The sequence below is a fragment of the uncultured Lutibacter sp. genome (genome assembly GCF_947493565.1).
In the GTDB taxonomy this organism is placed as follows: domain Bacteria; phylum Bacteroidota; class Bacteroidia; order Flavobacteriales; family Flavobacteriaceae; genus Lutibacter; species Lutibacter aestuarii.
The window spans coordinates 216,925-234,681 of record NZ_CANLRG010000005.1 but is presented as its reverse complement, the minus strand read 5'-3'; the positions used below and the strand labels follow the sequence as shown (position 1 = coordinate 234,681).

Annotated in this window: 16 protein-coding genes, 3 tRNA genes, 1 rRNA gene and 1 pseudogene; 15 read left to right on the top strand and 6 right to left on the bottom strand. The window is 36.5% G+C overall.

Translation table 11 applies throughout. From position 1 onward, the window contains the following. The 15 genes and pseudogenes from fdhD (at window position 1) to Q0714_RS08075 (ending at window position 16,231) form a co-directional block, all read left to right on the top strand. Window positions 1-780 carry a formate dehydrogenase accessory sulfurtransferase FdhD gene (fdhD, locus tag Q0714_RS08145; RefSeq protein WP_298264095.1) on the top strand — a complete coding sequence of 260 codons (780 nt, stop codon included), beginning with the start codon at window positions 1-3 and terminating at the stop codon, window positions 778-780. 433 nt (window positions 781-1,213) lie between these two features. After that, window positions 1,214-1,345, top strand: a complete 132-nt coding sequence (locus tag Q0714_RS08140) for a hypothetical protein (RefSeq protein ID WP_298264094.1) — start codon at window positions 1,214-1,216, stop codon at window positions 1,343-1,345. A gap of 132 nt (window positions 1,346-1,477) precedes the next feature. After that, window positions 1,478-1,981 carry a hypothetical protein gene (locus Q0714_RS08135; RefSeq protein WP_298264093.1) on the top strand — a complete coding sequence of 168 codons (504 nt, stop codon included), beginning with the start codon at window positions 1,478-1,480 and terminating at the stop codon, window positions 1,979-1,981. A 419-nt stretch (window positions 1,982-2,400) separates the two neighbouring features. Further along, window positions 2,401-3,635, top strand: a pseudogene (locus Q0714_RS08130) (IS3 family transposase). 143 nt (window positions 3,636-3,778) lie between these two features. Next, window positions 3,779-8,236, top strand: coding sequence for a two-component regulator propeller domain-containing protein (locus Q0714_RS08125; RefSeq protein WP_298264091.1), 4,458 nt, complete (start codon window positions 3,779-3,781; stop codon window positions 8,234-8,236). 150 nt (window positions 8,237-8,386) lie between these two features. After that, window positions 8,387-8,521, top strand: a complete 135-nt coding sequence (locus Q0714_RS08120; RefSeq protein ID WP_298264089.1) for a hypothetical protein — start codon at window positions 8,387-8,389, stop codon at window positions 8,519-8,521. 68 nt (window positions 8,522-8,589) lie between these two features. Continuing rightward, a complete protein-coding gene (locus Q0714_RS08115) occupies window positions 8,590-9,552 on the top strand; it encodes a DUF4412 domain-containing protein (RefSeq protein ID WP_298264087.1) in 963 nt (320 codons plus the stop codon). 29 nt (window positions 9,553-9,581) lie between these two features. Then, the gene (locus Q0714_RS08110) at window positions 9,582-10,346 is read left to right on the top strand and encodes a hypothetical protein (RefSeq protein ID WP_298264086.1); all 765 of its coding nucleotides are present in this window, start codon (window positions 9,582-9,584) and stop codon (window positions 10,344-10,346) included. Window positions 10,347-10,360: 14 nt separating this feature from the next. Next, window positions 10,361-10,945: a hypothetical protein gene (locus Q0714_RS08105; RefSeq protein WP_298264084.1), complete on the top strand. Its 585-nt coding sequence runs from the start codon at window positions 10,361-10,363 to the stop codon at window positions 10,943-10,945. Between the two features lie 19 nt (window positions 10,946-10,964). After that, a complete protein-coding gene (locus tag Q0714_RS08100) occupies window positions 10,965-14,030 on the top strand; it encodes a hypothetical protein (protein WP_298264082.1) in 3,066 nt (1,021 codons plus the stop codon). Between the two features lie 74 nt (window positions 14,031-14,104). Further along, window positions 14,105-14,545 carry a hypothetical protein gene (locus tag Q0714_RS08095; RefSeq protein WP_298264081.1) on the top strand — a complete coding sequence of 147 codons (441 nt, stop codon included), beginning with the start codon at window positions 14,105-14,107 and terminating at the stop codon, window positions 14,543-14,545. A 142-nt stretch (window positions 14,546-14,687) separates the two neighbouring features. Further along, entirely contained in the window at window positions 14,688-14,858 is a 171-nt protein-coding gene (locus Q0714_RS08090; protein WP_298264079.1) for a hypothetical protein, read from the top strand. A gap of 61 nt (window positions 14,859-14,919) precedes the next feature. Next, the gene (locus Q0714_RS08085; protein ID WP_298264077.1) at window positions 14,920-15,141 is read left to right on the top strand and encodes a hypothetical protein; all 222 of its coding nucleotides are present in this window, start codon (window positions 14,920-14,922) and stop codon (window positions 15,139-15,141) included. 73 nt (window positions 15,142-15,214) lie between these two features. Next, window positions 15,215-15,475: a hypothetical protein gene (locus tag Q0714_RS08080; RefSeq protein WP_298264075.1), complete on the top strand. Its 261-nt coding sequence runs from the start codon at window positions 15,215-15,217 to the stop codon at window positions 15,473-15,475. 6 nt (window positions 15,476-15,481) lie between these two features. Beyond that, the gene (locus Q0714_RS08075) at window positions 15,482-16,231 is read left to right on the top strand and encodes a hypothetical protein (RefSeq protein WP_298264074.1); all 750 of its coding nucleotides are present in this window, start codon (window positions 15,482-15,484) and stop codon (window positions 16,229-16,231) included. 37 nt (window positions 16,232-16,268) lie between these two features. Here Q0714_RS08075 and rrf read toward each other — a convergent pair. From rrf to Q0714_RS08045, 6 genes are all read right to left on the bottom strand, one after another. Next, window positions 16,269-16,382: ribosomal RNA gene (rrf, locus tag Q0714_RS08070) — 5S ribosomal RNA — on the bottom strand. A gap of 301 nt (window positions 16,383-16,683) precedes the next feature. Then, entirely contained in the window at window positions 16,684-16,917 is a 234-nt protein-coding gene (locus Q0714_RS08065; protein ID WP_298264073.1) for a HipA N-terminal domain-containing protein, read from the bottom strand. Continuing rightward, on the bottom strand, window positions 16,901-17,134 hold the full coding sequence (locus Q0714_RS08060) for a helix-turn-helix domain-containing protein (protein ID WP_298264071.1): 234 nt from the start codon (window positions 17,132-17,134) through the stop codon (window positions 16,901-16,903). Before Q0714_RS08060 ends, Q0714_RS08065 begins: the two co-directional genes overlap by 17 nt. A 233-nt stretch (window positions 17,135-17,367) precedes the next feature. Then, window positions 17,368-17,441, bottom strand: a tRNA-Arg gene (locus tag Q0714_RS08055). A gap of 42 nt (window positions 17,442-17,483) precedes the next feature. Then, a tRNA-Pro gene (locus tag Q0714_RS08050) sits at window positions 17,484-17,558 on the bottom strand. Window positions 17,559-17,579: 21 nt separating this feature from the next. Beyond that, a tRNA-Ser gene (locus Q0714_RS08045) sits at window positions 17,580-17,663 on the bottom strand. Window positions 17,664-17,757 lie beyond the last annotated feature (94 nt).

Sequence of the window (17,757 nt, the reverse complement as noted above, 5' to 3'; positions counted from 1 at the left end):
ATGCAAACACTAACCTACGAAGGTTTACAAATAAAAAAAGGAACACTAAAAAAAGTAAAAGATGCACTTGTTGTTGAAGCAGCTCTTCAAATAAATATCAATAGCGAGCCCTATACAGTAGTTATGAGAACTCCTGGTGATGATATAGAATTAATACGTGGATTATTATATGCTGAAGATATTTATAAAGAAAAAGACAACGTAAATTTTGAATTGATTGAAAAGAGAGAAAATGGCTTTTCTATAATTAATACAATTATTCCTAAAACCAAGTTAGGAAAAGGTTACTTAAATAAAAGAACACTACTATCTGTATCTTCATGTGGGATTTGTGGCAAACAAAAATTAGATGATATCTCGGTCAATGGAATTAAGCTAAATAATAATTTTGATTTTGATTTTAACCGAATAGAAAACATGTTTTCTAAAATGAAAGAACAACAAGACACTTTCGAAATATCTGGTGGATCACATGCAGCTGCCTTATTTAATAGCAACTATCAAATTTTAAGTATTAAAGAAGATATTGGCCGACATAATGCTGTTGACAAAGTTATAGGAGAACTATTACAAAATAAAACATTAGATAAAGTAAATTGTATGTTAGTAAGTGGTAGAGTTTCGTACGAAATTATCTCAAAAGCATTTATTGCAAAAATTCCTTTCGTAATTGCAGTTTCAGCCTGCTCAAGCTTAGCAGTTGATTTTGCAAAAGAATTTGGAATTTGCCTAATAGGATTCTCAAGAGGAAAAAAAGCTACAATATATTCCAATAACTAAATTTAATAAAAAACATATTTTACCATATAAAATACGTGATTTTATCAATAAATGGTATTATTTTTAATATTTTACTTGCAAATATCAATATTATTTTTTACATTTGCTCTATAAGAGCGTCCCTATATATTGCAAATTTTTACGGAGAGGATTTGTAATTCAATCGTTTTTAAGATAAAATCACCCAATTTTATCTATTAAAAATTGATTTTTGAGCTTTTAAACATCTCCAAAATAGAAATTTTATTAAAAATTTTAAGAATATTTTAATTTTTATAAAATCAAGCTAAAGCCTTGTAAATTATAGAAATTTAATACTATTCAGCCTCGTTATTTTTTAAAAACTACAAAAATAATGCAGGAATTCCTTTGTTTATACATAAGTTTTTAGTTATATTTGATGTTCTTACTAATCATTTAATTCTTACTAAAAATGAAAAAATTAAAATTAATTTTCGGATTGCTACTTGTAGCAGGATTTTTTGCAACAATTGTTTTAAGTTCAACTTCAGACAGCCAAGCTATTAAAAAGTCTGGTCAAATGTTTTTACCAACAAGAGGCTAGTCTTTATTTAAATATTTAGATTTAACATCTAAAATACCACAATAGTATCACATTATTGTGGTTTTTGTGTTTTTCATTTTGTGATTTTAATAATTTAACTATATTTGTTAGGCAAAATTAGTTATACAAGGCATGTTTAAAAATAATAAAAGATCATCGCTATTTATTGGAAGCATTATAATATTTTTAATCGTTATTACACCTTACTTATTATACTTTTACCAATCTGTCCCTGTATTATTTCCAGATGACCCTTATCAACCTGAAGACTGGAATACAATTATAGGTGTAATTAAGGGAGGGCATTATGTAAAGGCTCAAAACTACATCTACTACTTTTTTTCAAAATTTGTACCATTACTACTACTTTTTATCTGGTTCATTACAAATAAGCATTGGTGGGTTCATGCAATTTTAATTCCAATTTCAGTATACTTATTTCAGTTAATTGCGGTTATTAATGATAGCATACAGTATGTTGATACTGTAGAATTTATTTATACTATACCTATTGCAGCAATAATTATTGCCATTCTATATTTTATTCGAAGTAAAATGTCGCTATACATTAAAGCAATGGACTTAAAAAAAGAGATGGATCAAAAAATGAAGTTCCCAAAAAAGTTTAATGATTAAATACCTGAAAATTACCCCCTAGAAAACCCCAAATTATATTTATAAAATAATAATCAAAGTAAATTGGAAATTTGGAATTAAAAAATAGCGCATATTCAAACAATTTAATAGAAATTAAGCTCAACAACTATTTAAAACAAATAAATACTATAAATCAAAGAATTGTTTTTTTAAAAATTTTATTCATAATTGTAAGTATTGCGATGTTTAGCATTTGTATTTATAAATAATTTCTAGTACAATAACCCTTAATTAACTTTACTCTACAAATTTATATAGACAACTACTATATTCGGAATAGCTCTTGTAGTAACTTAATCATCTGTCTTTTGAAAAAGATTATTTTAAGATTGGACTTCCTATATTAGACTGGACATAAAGATGAGAGAATATGTTAGTTAGTTTTTATCTTAGCAATTATGAGAAGAAAATCTAAACATTACACTTTAGAATTTAAACAAAAAGCAGTCGAGTTAGTTATGCCAAAGGCAATGTAAAACAAGTATGTGAAGACTTGGACATATTTCCATCAGTATTTTACCGTTGGCGTTGAGAATTAAAAGATTACGGTAAGAACAGTTTTCCAGGCCGTGGTAATCCTAAAATGACCGATGAAGAAAAAGAGATAGCTCGATTAAAAAAGGATTTAAAAGAAGCCGAGTTAGAACGTGACATCTTAAAAAAGGCAATCAGCATATTCTCTGCGAGCGACAAGAAAAATACAGGTTTATAAAACAACCTCTTATGAGATTTCCTATCGAGACGATGTGTCAAATATTAAAAGTAAGCAAAAGCGGTTATTACCTACCATTGGTTACAATCAGGAGCAAGTAAATTATGGTTAGAAAATCAAAAAATAACTACGCTTATTAAATCTATATTTAAAGATAGTTTTCAAAGCTATGGTTCACCCAAAATAAAAACAGAGCTGGAGTCATTAGGTTATAAAATATCAAAGCCTAGAGTGGCTCGTATTATGAGTACTAATTATTTGTTTGCAAAACGAAAACGTAAGTTTAAAGCAACCACCGATAATAAGCATAATTACCCAATAGCAACTAATTTATTAAACCAAAATTTTGAAGTAAGCAGGCAGAATCAAGTTTGGGTAAGTGATATTACCTATATAAAAACCAAATAAGGCTGGTTATACCTTACTGTCATTATTGATTTGTTTAACCGCAAAGTTGTTGGATAGGCTCTAAGTGACAATCTGAGCACAGAGGATACTATTATTAAAGCTTGGTATATGGCTATAAAGAAAACAACCTTAACCCAGCCTTTAATTTTTCATTCCGATCGAGGCATACAATATGCCAGCCATAAGTTTACCTCTTTAATTAAAAGTTACAATGGTTTAGTAAACCAATCAATGAGTAGAACTTCGAAGCACATCACGAATACCTTAATTAAAAATAAAATGTAATGAGTAAAAGGTAATTGCTGGGATTATGCTATTGCAGAATCCTTCTTTAAATCATTAAAGGTAGAATGGGTTTATAGGCACAATTATAAATTGAGATCTGAAACGGAGTTATCCATCTTTGGATGTATAGAAACTTGGTACAACAATAAAAGATGACATTCCTTTTTAGGGAATAGAACTATAAGAGAATTTGAATTAGATATGTATAACCTCAAACTAGCAACATAGTCATTCAACTAATTGTTCAGTTTTTTGTTGCAAGTCCAAAAAAAGAGTATATTGTAAAGACTAAACCTTAATCGTTAAGAGCATTGCATATTATTTGCGACCATAAATATCATGTCCTGTCTGTCCCTTTTAAGATAATAATCATGATTCTCTATATTGGGAATTATATATCGGGTAATGCACAAAATTCATCAATAATTCAAGATAGGTTCTCATTTAACGATCTTACAGTAAACGATGGTCTTTCCCAAAACAGTGTGGTTAGCATAGCCCAAGACACTACCGGATTTCTTTGGTTTGCCACACAGGACGGACTCAATCAATATGACGGTAGGGAATTCAAAATTTTCCAAGAACAATTCGAAGACGTAACCAGACCTTCGTATAGTAAACTGGGCAAAGTCTACATTGATAAAAAAAACACCTTGTGGACCATTACCAACCCTGGAGTCTTACAATTTTATGATTCAAGAAATGAGAAGTTTCAAAAAGTGCAGGCCATTGATAGTGCCAGTATCATCTATGAAGATGCTGAGAAAAGTCTTTATGTGGGCACTTTTGGAAATGGCCTTTACAGGATACCCTATAATGTAGAGGACACTTTACAGGTTTTGGATAAAGTAGACCAAAGTCTGAGTATTTATGACCTCATAGAATACAAAAAAGACATTTGGATCGCCGCTTCGGGAGGGGTGTTCAAGTTGAATACAAAAGAAAACACCTTGGACAAGGTTCATAGCATGTCTGGAATCAATTTTAGTTCCTTTAGTCAAAAAGACGATAAAATCTATGTGGGAAGCTATGGAAATGGACTCTTTATGTCCTCATATGATGATGGTCTGGAACAGTTCAAGGGGTTCGGTCAGGAAATATTCCCAAAAGATTTAGTCATCCTGGATCTATTGGTGGATAAAAATAGTAGGCTTTGGGTAGCCACCTATGGTCAAGGACTGTACATTATTGATTTCTCTTCAGAAAGTATCAGCCATTTTATGGCAAACAAGAATAACCCGAACGCCATTCACTATAACGACATACTATCCTTATTTGAAGATAATTCAGGAACAGTTTGGCTGGGTACAGACGGGGCAGGTCTAAGCTATTTTGACCAATACCTTACAAAATTTAACACGCTTATCAGTAAACAACTCCCACAAGATATCCATGTGGATGTTATCAGGGCTATTGCAGAGGAGAATGGTACTATCTGGCTAGGAACATCGGGAAAGGGGTTAACAAAAGCCCGTTTGGATACCCGGGAATACAAAACCATCAAAGCTGAAACCTCCAATTTATTGGGAAATCGGATTATGTCCCTCTATTACGATGGTAAGACTCTTTGGATCGGTCATCAGGGTTATGGTTTGCAAATGATGGATTCCGACGGTAGGATAACCACTACCCCTGAAACGCAAAACATGACCATTTGGAAAATTCTAAATGCCCCAAAAGATCGCTTATGGTTATGTACCCGTAATCAGGGATTAATTCTCTATGACAAATCGAAAGGAAAAACGATCCAATATACCACGCATAACTCAACACTGACATCTAACAATATACGAACCGCCGAACCCGGAAAGCAGAATATCCTCTGGATAGGAACCGAACAAAACGGCCTCTTTTCTTTGGATATGACAACCCATATCATTACTGAAATCAAATCGGTGCCTGATAAAATTAAATCTCTGTATTATAAAGCAGATACCCTTTGGATAGGCACTAATGGGAACGGACTGAAATCTTATGTCCCATCCAATGGGAACATACAGCACTTTACCACTCGGGACGGCCTCCCTAATAATGTCATATATGGTATTCTACCGGATATAGGAAATAATTTATGGTTGAGCACCAATAAGGGGATTTCTAAATTTTCCAGTATAAACGGGAAACCCTCTATTGAGAATTATGAAAATTATGATGGCCTGCAATCCTATGAATTCAATACCGGAGCCTACTTTAAAGGAAGCGATGGCACACTCTACTTCGGTGGACTGGAAGGGCTAAACTGGTTCAAGCCGGAGCAACTGAAGACCAATCCTTTCAAACCCAAAACTGTAATCACCAATGTAAAGGTTTTCAATACAAGTCGTAACCTTACAGAAAATGTTCCTTTAAAGCACACGCAAAACACTATCACCTTCACCTTTTCATCTCTGCAGTTTTCTCAACCCAAATTGAATGAGTATAAATACCGTTTAGCAGGCCATGATGAAGGCTGGGTTTATGCGGGGAACAACAATGAGGTACGCTATACCAATCTACCCCCCGGCAAATATAATTTTCAAGTGATTTCTAGTAACTATGATGGGGTTTGGGGTAATGTACCTGCTGTCTATGATTTTGAAATTGAACAGCCGTGGCACTTTACAAATATGGCTGTGGCCGTATTTATCACATTTATCTTCCAAGGGTGCTTTATTGCCATTGGTATTTTTATGCTACTGCTGTATTTTAGATTAAGGAAGCAGGATTATGTATTGTACAGTGTTTATATTTTGATATTTGCCACCTATTTCTTTTTAAGAATAGACCTTAAATTAGAATTGCAGCTGTTTTTTAAAAATTATAATACCACCTATTATTTTTTGGCTCCACTGTTATTTTTAATATCAGGAATTTTTATTGCTTTTGTAGACTCATTTGCGGAAATTCGGGAACATCATGCCAAATTTTCACGAGAACTCAAGTGGTTTTCCATTGCCACCTATGTAGCTGCAATTTCTATATTCCTTTATGTACTCCTGACCAAAGATTTTTTATTGGTAAAAAGACACTTAAACTTGCTTTTACTACCCTTACATTTATATGGAATTTATGCCGTGATCAGAGCCTTCATTGTGGTAAAATCTCCATTACGGTATTATATTTTCCTTGGAAATTTTTTCCTTATAGGATTTAGCATGGTTGCTTTAAATTTAGGGAATCAGGATACATTTTCAGGGGGTGTGGAATCCAACAACGTTTTTGGCTTTTATAGTTTCAATATTTCCCAATTAGGAGTTTTCTTGGAACTACTTGTATTTTCCATGGGACTGGGCCACAAATTTTACCATATTGAAATGGAAAAAAACAGATTTCAAAAGCTTGATGAACTAAAGACAAAACTCTACACGGATATTTCCCATGAAATACGAACCCCACTCACCCTTATTTCGGGGCCAATAGAGCATCAATTGAGCCGAACAGATCTTTCCGATGAAGATGAAAAAGAACTTTCCCTCATTAAAAACAATGCCCAAAGACTACTAGGGCTGGTCAATCAAATGTTGGACCTATCCATGATAGATTCTGGCCATCTACAGCTCAATGTTGCCAAGGGAGATCTAAGGGGACTGTTGGTACAGCTGATAGAAGCTTTTAGATATATCGCCAAGGAAAAACACATCACCATTACCTACAGCTTCAAAAAGATTGACAATGCTTGGTTTGATAGGGACGTGATTGAAAAAATAATATCCAATCTATTGTCCAATGCCGTAAAATACGCTCCGAAGAATAGTGAAGTCCTAGTGAACGCGGAGCGGACAGAGGACAGTTTTGTTTTTTCCATTCTGAATTCCACCAACGAGATGGAAATTGAAGATTTGAGCAAACTGTTCCAACGTTTTTACCAGAACAATGAGTCAGCCGAAGGAGTCGGGGTGGGTCTGGCTTTGGTCAGGGAACTCGTGGCCCTGTCTATGGGAAGTATTATTGCAAACAATATTGGAGAAGACAAAATCCAGTTTACCCTTACCATACCCATTACCCAGGAGAGCTATGATACAAATACATTAAAACATTTCTCTATACCGGATAGTGACCCCGTAGACTCCGTCGAAGCCATATTGCAGCCAGCCCAAAAAGCTTCTTTACTTATTGTAGAAGACGATAAGGATGTTTTAAAATATACCATGTCTATTTTTAATGATGATTATAAGGTCATGAAGGCCAGAAATGGAAAAGAAGGTTTTGAAATGGCTTTGAAGAACCTTCCCGACCTCATTATAAGCGATGTCATGATGCCCGTGCAAAATGGTATTGAATTCTGCAAACAAATAAAGGGTAATCAATTAACCAGTCATGTACCTGTATTATTACTGACTGCAAAAGCCAGTGAAGAAAACCAGTTGAAGGGTCTTGAAACTGGTGCTGATGCCTATGTAACAAAGCCCTTTAATCCTAATATTTTAAAGGTTCGGGTGGAAAAGCTTTTGGAGAACAGAAGACGGCTTCGGGAGCATTACTCCAAAACTTTTAAGGTAGACCCCGGACTTGTTCCCACAAAAATAGAAGCCGAATTTTTAACACGTCTCCAGCAGGTTTTGGATAAACACATTACTTCTCCTGAATTTACGAGCGAAAGGTTCTCTAAACTCATGCACATAAGCCGCTCTCAATTACACAAAAAACTTAGTGCTATTACAGGAATGTCGACCACGGAATTTGTTCGGATGCAGCGCATTAACCTAGCTAAGGAACTATTACGCAAATCTGATGCCTCCATTTCTGAAATTGCTTATCAGGTTGGATTCAACACGCCTTCCTACTTCAACAAATGTTTTAAGGAAATAGAAGGCTGCACTCCTAATGAATATATTTGTAAACCACAGTAAATAAATGGTTTAAAACTGTTGTAAACATATGTTCTATCATTGAAAACATATATTCTATCCATAAAGTATTTTCCGTTCTAATTTAGTATTCCATTAAATGATCACATCAACTTAGGATATTCCTAAAGAACATAAACAAGAGACAAGAGAATGGAACACGATAAGATTTATATGAGTATAGACCATCTGAAAAATGGGAAATACCAACTCAACATTCTATTGGAAAACAAAGTTGTACAGACCTTAGTAATCAATAAAGAAGAAAATATCTCATCAAAAATGTAAGGGAAAGACACAGCCCCTTCTCAGTCTGTTATCTCAATGAAATATAAAGAACAATTAATACTACTATTATGAAAAAAAGATTTTTATTACTGATGATATGTGGACTTGCAGTATCTTATTCAGCAGAGGCTCAGTTTCTGAAGAAATTGAAGAAAAAGGCAAAGGAAGCAGTTGAGCGGACCATCTTAAACCGTACGGATGAAGAGGTTTCAAAAGGAACGGACAAGGCCATAGACTCCATTACCCAAGGAAAAAAAGGGAACAAAACAACTAAGAACAAAACCACAGGGAGCACTATAGGCGGAAACACCTCCAAGAACATAGGCGAGACCGAAAAAAACCTAGATAAGCAAAAGCAAAATAAGGCTAAAGAAGCTGCTATTCAGAAAAAAATGACAGGTATGCTTGCAGGTGCTTCTGGATTAAAAGGAATTCCCGATGTTTATGAATTCTCCTATAGGGCCACCATGAAAATCACCTCCCTAAAAGAGGAGACAGAAATCCAATATTGGATGGAACCAGGCCAACGTTATTTTGGCAACAAGTACGATCAGGGCCAGACCAATAGCATTGCCGTTATGGACTTGGAAAACCAAGCCATGGTCATGTTCAACGACGATGGGAAACGCAAGACCGCCATGAAAATTCCTTCCAGTAAAAAAATGATTGAAAAACTGACCAAAAAAATGGAGGAAAAAAACCAAAAAGCCATGGAGGACATTAAGATTACCCCCATTGCCGATAAGGTTATTTTGGGCTACGTATGCAAAGGCTATCAGATTACCAGTAAAGATGGCATCTCCAAAGTATGGATTACCAATGATACCCCGGTGGGGTATTTAGGCGGCATAGCCAATGCCGAGAATCTTCCATCTAGTATATTGCCGCTTGGTGAGAACACCATGTTCATGGAAATGCATTTTGAGTCTGCCAAGAAGAAAAAGGACAACTTTAGTATGGTATGCATCGAACTCAAGGAAGAAGGTATGACCATAAAGAAAGAAGAATACACCACCATGGGTGGGTTTTAATAAAATTGAACCATTATAAAATGTAACACATGAAAAAAATATTAGTTTACACCATACTCTTTCTGCTTATAAGTACCGGAACAAAGGCACAAGAACTTAACCTCGGTGACATCATGGGCGAAGCGCAGGAATTTTTTGGAGAGGCGAAGGATAAGGCCAAGCATGCGGCGGACGATAAAGCCATAGATGACCTCAAGAAGAAGTTTAAAAATCTAGCAACGGATTTAAGTTCGTTGGATATGTACTCTCCCGAATTAAAATGCATCTATCTGATGATCAAATATGAGGAAAACTTCGTGAAACTGAAAAAGGAAACCAACAAGACAGATGATTGTCTAATAAAATACGATTTGTATGGTATGCAACTCATGGCTATTGCCTCATCAACTACCATAATATACTGTACTGAAGGCCTGTACAATCTGATACTTGGAGATGGTAACCTAGGAGGTTCAATTTTCGATAGTCCTGAATATGTTATCGTATTGGGGGATTATTATGATTTAATTAGTGATCATGATGATCGAAAATATGGTCTAAATAATAGTCCCAAATATGGAAAAAGATACAACCAACTACACGAAGATTTTCAGAAAACCTTGCGCGAATTTCTTTTTGCCGAAGAGAGTTTAACCGTTTCCAATGATAAAGAAAAAAACAAAAGAAAACATATGATTCGTGCTCACGAGCGTATTTCGTATTTGCTTAACACATATTTTCACCCATTAGCCATCATAAAAGAAAGTGTGGATATCGGTAATACAATGAGCGCTTTACCATGCAGCAAAGGATAAAAATTTCAACTACCATGAAAATCATTATATCATCATTCATTATTCCAATGGTCTTGCTTCTAATTATTTCTTGTGGGAGTAAAGAAGATAATAAAACAGAACCAAAAACCTCTAGCACCAATGATTTGGTCAAAACAGTTGAGGACATCCAAGACAATAAGAGAACACTGGTTCATAAAACACCGCTTACCAAAGAACAGTTTGAAGCTTGGATGCCCAAAACGGTGTTGGGCATGCCCTTGACCTCTTCCGCCATTAACGTGATTTCGGGAATGGGTTCCTGTGGTGGTACCTACAGTGTAAACAATAGAAGGGTAAGGGTAATGGTCATTGATGGCGCTGGCGAAAAGGGAAACAACGCCGTGAGCACCTACCGGTTTTCCAGCACTAGAGAATACGATGAAAAAGGTTCCTGGGGCACTACCAAGACCACAACTCTCAATGGACTCAAAGTAAAGGAATCCGCCCTTAAGAGCGGTAAATTTAGCTTGTCCATGTTCTATAACAACCGATTTGCCGTTGATGTGGAAACCTATGAAGTGAGCCATGATGAATTGGAGCAAATCGTAAAGGATTTGAATTTAGAACAACTTCACTAATCCAACCAACCTTATCTGTATGAAAGACCATAGTACACCATTCGTTTCCAATGCCTCCCGCAGGGATTTTTTCAAACAATTGGTATTGGCCGGTTCAGGACTGTACCTATCGCCCTTGCTCTTTCAAAGCTGCAATACCGAAGATTTGGGCAGACCTCCCTTTGGGGTTTGGGAAGATATGATCAAAATGTTGGAGCAGAGTCCGGATCACTTGGTCGGCCGGCGCAAAGTGCTTGTAGCCTCCAAAAACCCTAAGGCCATGACGGAATTCGTAAGGGACAGTTTCCAAATACTGCCATCCAAACGTGATTTTTATAAATACATCGCTACCGAAACCCAGTATGGTACCGAGATGGCTTTGCGTTGTGGACTCGCCACACCTAGGGAAAAGGCCGAAATATTGAAAAACATGTTGGTAGAAGCCGGTTTTGAGGCCAAAGTGGTTTGGGAAACCACCACTATTTCGTTGGACAAGGTCAAGGACATTACTTTTAGACAATACATCCCGGAATTTGACCCGCCCATTTCCAACCGTAAAATGCGTAAATGGCATAAAGCTTTGGGCGTTACGGAAACAAACAGGAGCTTTGAAACCATCCCGGATTTTCAACAAAAAACGGAGGCATTGGCCAATGACCTATTGGGGCAGATCAAGGAAGAATATATCCGTGAGAAACCAACCGAACAAGGATTTGATGAAAAAGGCATTCCTTCGGTGGTCTTTTATGAAAACGAAGAAGAAAAATATGCGCACATATTTGACCCCGAAGTCCCCTTTGGCCAGCTGCACCCTACCAATGAAAATAAAGAGATCAAAGACGCCAGGGAATTTAAGGAACCTAAAGAACAGGACATTACAGCTACCCTCTCTTGCAGGAACGTTATGGATAAATGGAACGAAACCACATTGGTTTCAGGAACTTGGAAATTATCAGAATTATTGGGCAATCAGCTACAGGTACAATTTCTGAACAATATGACGTTCGGGGACCAGGCCACAAAATCAGTTTCCCAAATATCCAATTTTACCCCGTGTTTGGCTCTTCAGGATATCCATAAAGATGTTAGCTATGTAGAGAAACGCTCCTTTTTGGGCGAGCCCATTACTTTGGAGGGCGAAAAAGTATTGGAACGCTACACACCGATCGTACAGTCCGAAGAGGAGTTGACGGTGGCCTTAAACAATATTCGTTCATTGGAAGGAAAGGTTTATCCGCAAGCTTTTCCAAAGGTGAGACTGGAGCTGGAACCAAAAGATGCCGAGGGAAATATTGTCGGGGGGCTTTCCATAGGCAATTTTGAGCTTGTGGACAATGGGCAACCCATTGTAGGTTGGATGAAACAAAACTCCATTTCACCAAAAATACTTTTGATGTACGATACCTCCGGTAGTATGCCTAAAGCATATCGGGGAGATGGCATCAAGGAGTTTTTGACACAAACCGAGGGGATGATACGGGAAGCTTACCCTTCGGCCCAAGTATTCCTACAAGAAACAGATTCAACACTCTATACCTCCTTATTAAATGGAAAGCAATTTGATGCTGATTTGATTCTTTATGCTACGGACGGAGAGAACAGTGATGAGTACGATGCCTCATATGAGTCCATATATAATGCCGGACCACCAGCCATCCTGCTGAATGTATATAACAAAGAAATACATTATAAGCGTTTAAGGGAAAATATAGACTTTACGGAAATAGCTGCGGATGATCAGGAAACGACCATTGCAGAAATTAAAAAATACGTAGATCAGTTAAGTTTTCCCACTTATGTACTCACCTACAATTCTTTTGAAGAGGATAAAGATCACAAGCTCATCGTAAAAATCAAAGGGACCGAGCACCAGATTGAACTTCCTTATAACTTCCCTATGAACGATAATGTTCTGGGAAACCGTATGATCGGGCTCTACCTGACCATCAAGGGAAAAGGTATGGGTACAATTAAAAGAGTGTTGGCCGGGTATGAACCCCATTTGGACCGCAACGGAGCCCACATAAAACCTAACCGTCAAATGATACATGAAGTGCACGAAACGTTGTTAGGCGGTCTAGTCATGTCCTTTGAACGGGAAGCTCCCACCCTTTCGCTCCAACTTACCGAATACTTACAGACATTGATGAGTAATCGGGGATGGTTTGAGGCATATCAGGACAACAACATACCCAAGGCTCTGGAGGAATTGAGCAAGGGTACTTTAAGTTATCCTCAGATTCTATTGTCCATGATGCAGCCTTTACAAGATCAGGTCACAGAAAAAGCCATTACCTACCCCAAAGGATTTAGAACATGCATTATAAAGGTCATACCGGGCTATTACAATAAAAAAACTAGAATATCCTTCGATTATCTGCCCACCTCAGAATATCTCTCGGTAACACGGAGTGGAGAGGGAGGTTTTAGGGAAACCCTTAAAAAAACGGCACAACTGGCCATTTTGGAGGGTCATATGTTTGATGATAGTGCTTATTCCCATTTGAAAGGAAAACCCTTACTATTGAACATGGATAGCGGAAGTGATGAACAATTTGTAAAAAAGGCCTATAAGGAAAACTTTCTTCACTATTACTCTATTCTACTGGGCCGTTCGGAATTGAAATTTGTAGATACCACACTACAGACAAAATCTATTTGGAAGATAGACCGTACGAATGGAGAACTCTATGGCATATTGCCCGACGAAACGGGAGGAGGAGGCAGCACTACAGAAGAACAGCTGAAGGCGTTACAGGTCGTTGTACAGGAATATTCAAAATTGGTTGCCAGAATGAACCTTGGTATGACGATGACGGGAATTGGCACCATGCCCATTGGAATAGTTGCTACATATAGTATTACCCTTGTCAAGTTATATGCTTTGGCCTCACAAGCCCTCATAATAATGGATGCGGGTGGTATGGATGAAAAAATAAACGAAGCCCTGGGAGCTTTAGCATGCGATGTTTACAAAGAAATCCTTTATTCCAGCATGGGGAGAATCGGCACTGCCATAAGTACTCTTGAAAATATCAATGCAGCTTCTCCGGGGAACAGCACCATTGAAAAACTTATCGCAGGATTTTCAGTTTCATGTTCCTGAATATTAAAAGTCCAATTCTAAAATTGATGTTGAACCTAATAATGAATAAATATTAACTTTTAAATAATATAATTATGAAAACACCGATGAAAACAATGATTTTTTTGATTCTATTGGTATGGGCTGTAAACCCAAATGCTAACGCCCAAACCAAACTTTCCAATGGAAAAGACGTATTGTTGGTAGTAGATAATTCCAATAAAAAATTGACGGACATTATACCTTTTGATAAAAGCAATGCTAAAAACTTAGCAAGGAAATATCCAAAAAGTACCTTTTATTCCGGTAAACTATATAAGAATGGCGCAAGATCAACAAGGAAGACAAAATCTTTACCGCTTAAAGGTGCACGGAGTTTTAATATAGACTTACAGAATGCCCTTATTACAGCCAATGTAAAAAAACCCTATATTCCGGGAGATACATTCATTCCAGGTGATTCATTCATTCCTGGTGATCAATTTGTTATAATGTTTGATAAAAAAAGCCAGCAAGTGGTATTAAAGTTAAAATAACCTACCCTTATACGGTCTATAATAATCTTAGTCATTACAAAAAAAAGCCCGATACGATAGGTGTCGGGCTTTCAAGGAAGGTGATGCCTATAGTTTTACCTTGGTACGGTTATAAGCCATAGCCTCTGAAAACATCATCTTGATGTCAACAGAAAAAATGGACGAACAACTTACAGCTGCAATGCAACAACTTGCCTGTAATGTTTTAAAGACGATAATGGTTTCCAGAGCAAAAAAGTCCTTGTCCAAAGGCAATGGTGGAATTCAATTTCTAATCGCGGCTATGGGCAATAATGCGCCTGTTTGTAATTAACCCGGCAACAACTTTATTTATATTACATTTTTTACTGATTTGACTAAAAAAATTATCTGTTTTGGCCTCACAAGCCCTCATAATAATGGATGCGGGTGGTATGGATGAAAAAATAAACGAAGCCCTGAGAGCTTTAGCATGCGATGTTTACAAAGAAATCCTTTATTCCAGCATGGGGAGAATCGGCACTGCCATAAGTACTCTTGAAAATATCAATGCAGCTTCTCCGTGGAACAGCACCATTGAAAAACTTATCGCAGGATTTTCAGTTTCTTGTTCCTGAATATTAAAAGCTCATTCCAAACCTATTGTCGAATCAATTAATGAATAAATATTAACTATTAAACACTAAAACTATGAAAATTAATTTCACACAAAATCAATTACAACCTTATATAATAACATTGGAAGTAAAAACTAAACAACAGATTATGAAAATTTTTATTAAAACAATAGTCTTAGTATCCATTTCCTTTATTGGATATATGGGTACTGCCCAAACGCCCAAAAAACAGAAAAAACAGATGGAAGAATTAATGCGCAAACAGGACAGCGTCATGAATTCACCTCAAATGAAGGAAATGATGCAGAAAATACAGGAGATGCAAAAAATGTAAGATTCCATGAATGCCAAATATGCAACCGCGAATGAAACCAAGTCAACCTCAAATAAAAACAACGCGGACGATTGGTATTGGCAAAACACTCTGGCAAGTACCCAAGGAAAGTTCAACGGTTGGTCCAGAGGTGTTGTAGATATTGTGATGACGTATAAAGGTGTAAGGTTGCAGACTTTCAAAATTGGTTCCATTAAGGAAGATGGGAGCATTATATTCAATTTACCTTCTTCGGTCAACACAAAAACCACATTTGAAAGACAAATGGGACCTCAGGGCCTGTTTTTTGACATTTATGGGAACAGCCCCATTAATTATACCAATAAGAAAACAGGGTTTATAACCAATACAGCTTTATTGATCATGAAAGATGGGAAAACACTAGGCAACTTAACCATAGGGAATTCGGTTAGGGTGACCAAAAACCTGACTACTCAAAGTGGTATCGATTCCGGTGACGAAGGCTATATTTTGTATTGGGCATATGCCAATGAAAATTGTGCATTGGTCATGGATCAAGAATGGAGTGGAAAAGTTTATAAAGATGGGACAAACTCACTTGATGTTAAAACCAACGTGAACTATGATCTACATTTTAAACCTGGTTGGAACTTGGTCAAAACCGAAGTAATTGGAAAATATCCCTTGGAACATGAAAGGGGCTTAGATGTTTCTTGGTTCAAAAACCACAGACATACGGTAATTTCTTCCCTTCCTTCGGATGCAATCTATTATTTCAGGGCCTATGACATGTAGGAATAAAAAAGCCCGATACTGATGTATCGGGCTTCGAGGAAGGCAGTGTCTAGGCTCCCTACCTGGTGTGGTAGTACCATCGGTGCAAACAGGCTTAAACTTCCCTATTCGGAATGGAAAGAGATGTGCCCCCGTCGCTATGGTCACCTAAATCTTCAATATTGTATTGTCGGTTCATGAGTCCAGCCAAAGCATTACATATGTAGAAACTGTAATAGTACCTATATTTTCGTTTCTGTAGACTCCTGTACACCTCACAGCCACCCTTGGCGACCTATAAACTGCTCCCCTACCAATCCCTTGAGTTTAAAGACTCTGAAACCATCATCTTGTTATCAATGGTAAAATGGATGAACAACTTACAGCTGCAATGCGTCAACTTGTCTGTAATGTTTTAAAGGGAATTGCAGTTTCTACAACCGTGGAACCCGTATCAAAAAGTAATCGTGGAATTAAATTTCTAATCGCGACAATGGGTAACCTTCTGGAATTAACCCCTCAAAAAAAGGAAATAGCCTTTTGTCTCTATATACTTTATCACTGATCGGCATTGTAAATGTGATAAATTGATTGGGGTACTTACTTATATAATTTGTATCATATTGAAAAGTATAATCACCATCATTGGTTTCTGTTAAAACTCCTGCCAAAATGTTATTATAATAGATTTTAGCTTTTCTCATCATAACCTATATTTGAATTAAGTAAGCGCTCATCTACCAGAGTTAATACATGCCCGAACATTTTTAATACTAAATTTACTTTTTCTAAATTTAAATTGTTTTTCCCTTGTTCTATTTTCCGAACAACCGTTAAGGCAACTCCTGCCCTTTCTGCAAACTCTTCTTGAGTCAAGTGAACTTCTTTCCTACGCTCTTTAACAAACTCTTGTAATGATTTCATTATATGCAATTAAATATAATATTAAACAAGTATAATAAATTATATGTAAATACGTATAAAAAATAAATAAGTTAAAAGAAGGTTTTATTATTCTGAAAAATAACGAATATCAGAAAGAAAAAAACTAAATGGTTATTTAGAATTGATATAAATATCAAAAATATTAAGTCCCCAAAACTGTTCCTTAATAAACAAAAAAACCTTTAAAATCAATTGATTATAAAGGTTTTTTGTGATCGCGACAGGATTCGAACCTGTGACCGTCTGCTTAGAAGGCAGATGCTCTATCCAGCTGAGCTACGCGACCATCAGAATTAGTTAAATTCTTAAATATTAAAATTTAAAGTAGTCGGGGTGGCAGGATTCGAACCTGCGACCTCCGCGTCCCAAACGCGGCGCGATAACCGGGCTACGCTACACCCCGAAGTATTTCTTTAAATTTTTGCGGAGAGACAGGGATTCGAACCCTGGCAACACTTACGCGTTGACAGATTAGCAATCTGCTCCATTACCACTCTGGCACCTCTCCTAAAATATGTGTATGAACTTATTTTTGCGAGTGCAAATGTAACATTACAATTACATTTAAACAACATTTTTTTACTTTTTTTACATAAATTTTA

What these genes read in the sequence shown, in the direction of transcription:
- fdhD (WP_298264095.1), top strand. Translation starts at nt 1, where the DNA reads ATGCAAACACTAACCTACGAAGGTTTACAAATAAAAAAAGGAACACTA.
- Q0714_RS08140 (WP_298264094.1), top strand. Translation starts at nt 1,214, where the DNA reads ATGAAAAAATTAAAATTAATTTTCGGATTGCTACTTGTAGCAGGATTT.
- Q0714_RS08135 (WP_298264093.1), top strand. Translation starts at nt 1,478, where the DNA reads ATGTTTAAAAATAATAAAAGATCATCGCTATTTATTGGAAGCATTATA.
- Q0714_RS08125 (WP_298264091.1), top strand. Translation starts at nt 3,779, where the DNA reads ATGATTCTCTATATTGGGAATTATATATCGGGTAATGCACAAAATTCA.
- Q0714_RS08120 (WP_298264089.1), top strand. Translation starts at nt 8,387, where the DNA reads ATGGAACACGATAAGATTTATATGAGTATAGACCATCTGAAAAATGGG.
- Q0714_RS08115 (WP_298264087.1), top strand. Translation starts at nt 8,590, where the DNA reads ATGAAAAAAAGATTTTTATTACTGATGATATGTGGACTTGCAGTATCT.
- Q0714_RS08110 (WP_298264086.1), top strand. Translation starts at nt 9,582, where the DNA reads ATGAAAAAAATATTAGTTTACACCATACTCTTTCTGCTTATAAGTACC.
- Q0714_RS08105 (WP_298264084.1), top strand. Translation starts at nt 10,361, where the DNA reads ATGAAAATCATTATATCATCATTCATTATTCCAATGGTCTTGCTTCTA.
- Q0714_RS08100 (WP_298264082.1), top strand. Translation starts at nt 10,965, where the DNA reads ATGAAAGACCATAGTACACCATTCGTTTCCAATGCCTCCCGCAGGGAT.
- Q0714_RS08095 (WP_298264081.1), top strand. Translation starts at nt 14,105, where the DNA reads ATGAAAACACCGATGAAAACAATGATTTTTTTGATTCTATTGGTATGG.
- Q0714_RS08090 (WP_298264079.1), top strand. Translation starts at nt 14,688, where the DNA reads ATGTCAACAGAAAAAATGGACGAACAACTTACAGCTGCAATGCAACAA.
- Q0714_RS08080 (WP_298264075.1), top strand. Translation starts at nt 15,215, where the DNA reads ATGAAAATTAATTTCACACAAAATCAATTACAACCTTATATAATAACA.
- Q0714_RS08075 (WP_298264074.1), top strand. Translation starts at nt 15,482, where the DNA reads ATGAATGCCAAATATGCAACCGCGAATGAAACCAAGTCAACCTCAAAT.
- Q0714_RS08065 (WP_298264073.1), bottom strand. Translation starts at nt 16,917, where the DNA reads ATGATGAGAAAAGCTAAAATCTATTATAATAACATTTTGGCAGGAGTT.
- Q0714_RS08060 (WP_298264071.1), bottom strand. Translation starts at nt 17,134, where the DNA reads ATGAAATCATTACAAGAGTTTGTTAAAGAGCGTAGGAAAGAAGTTCAC.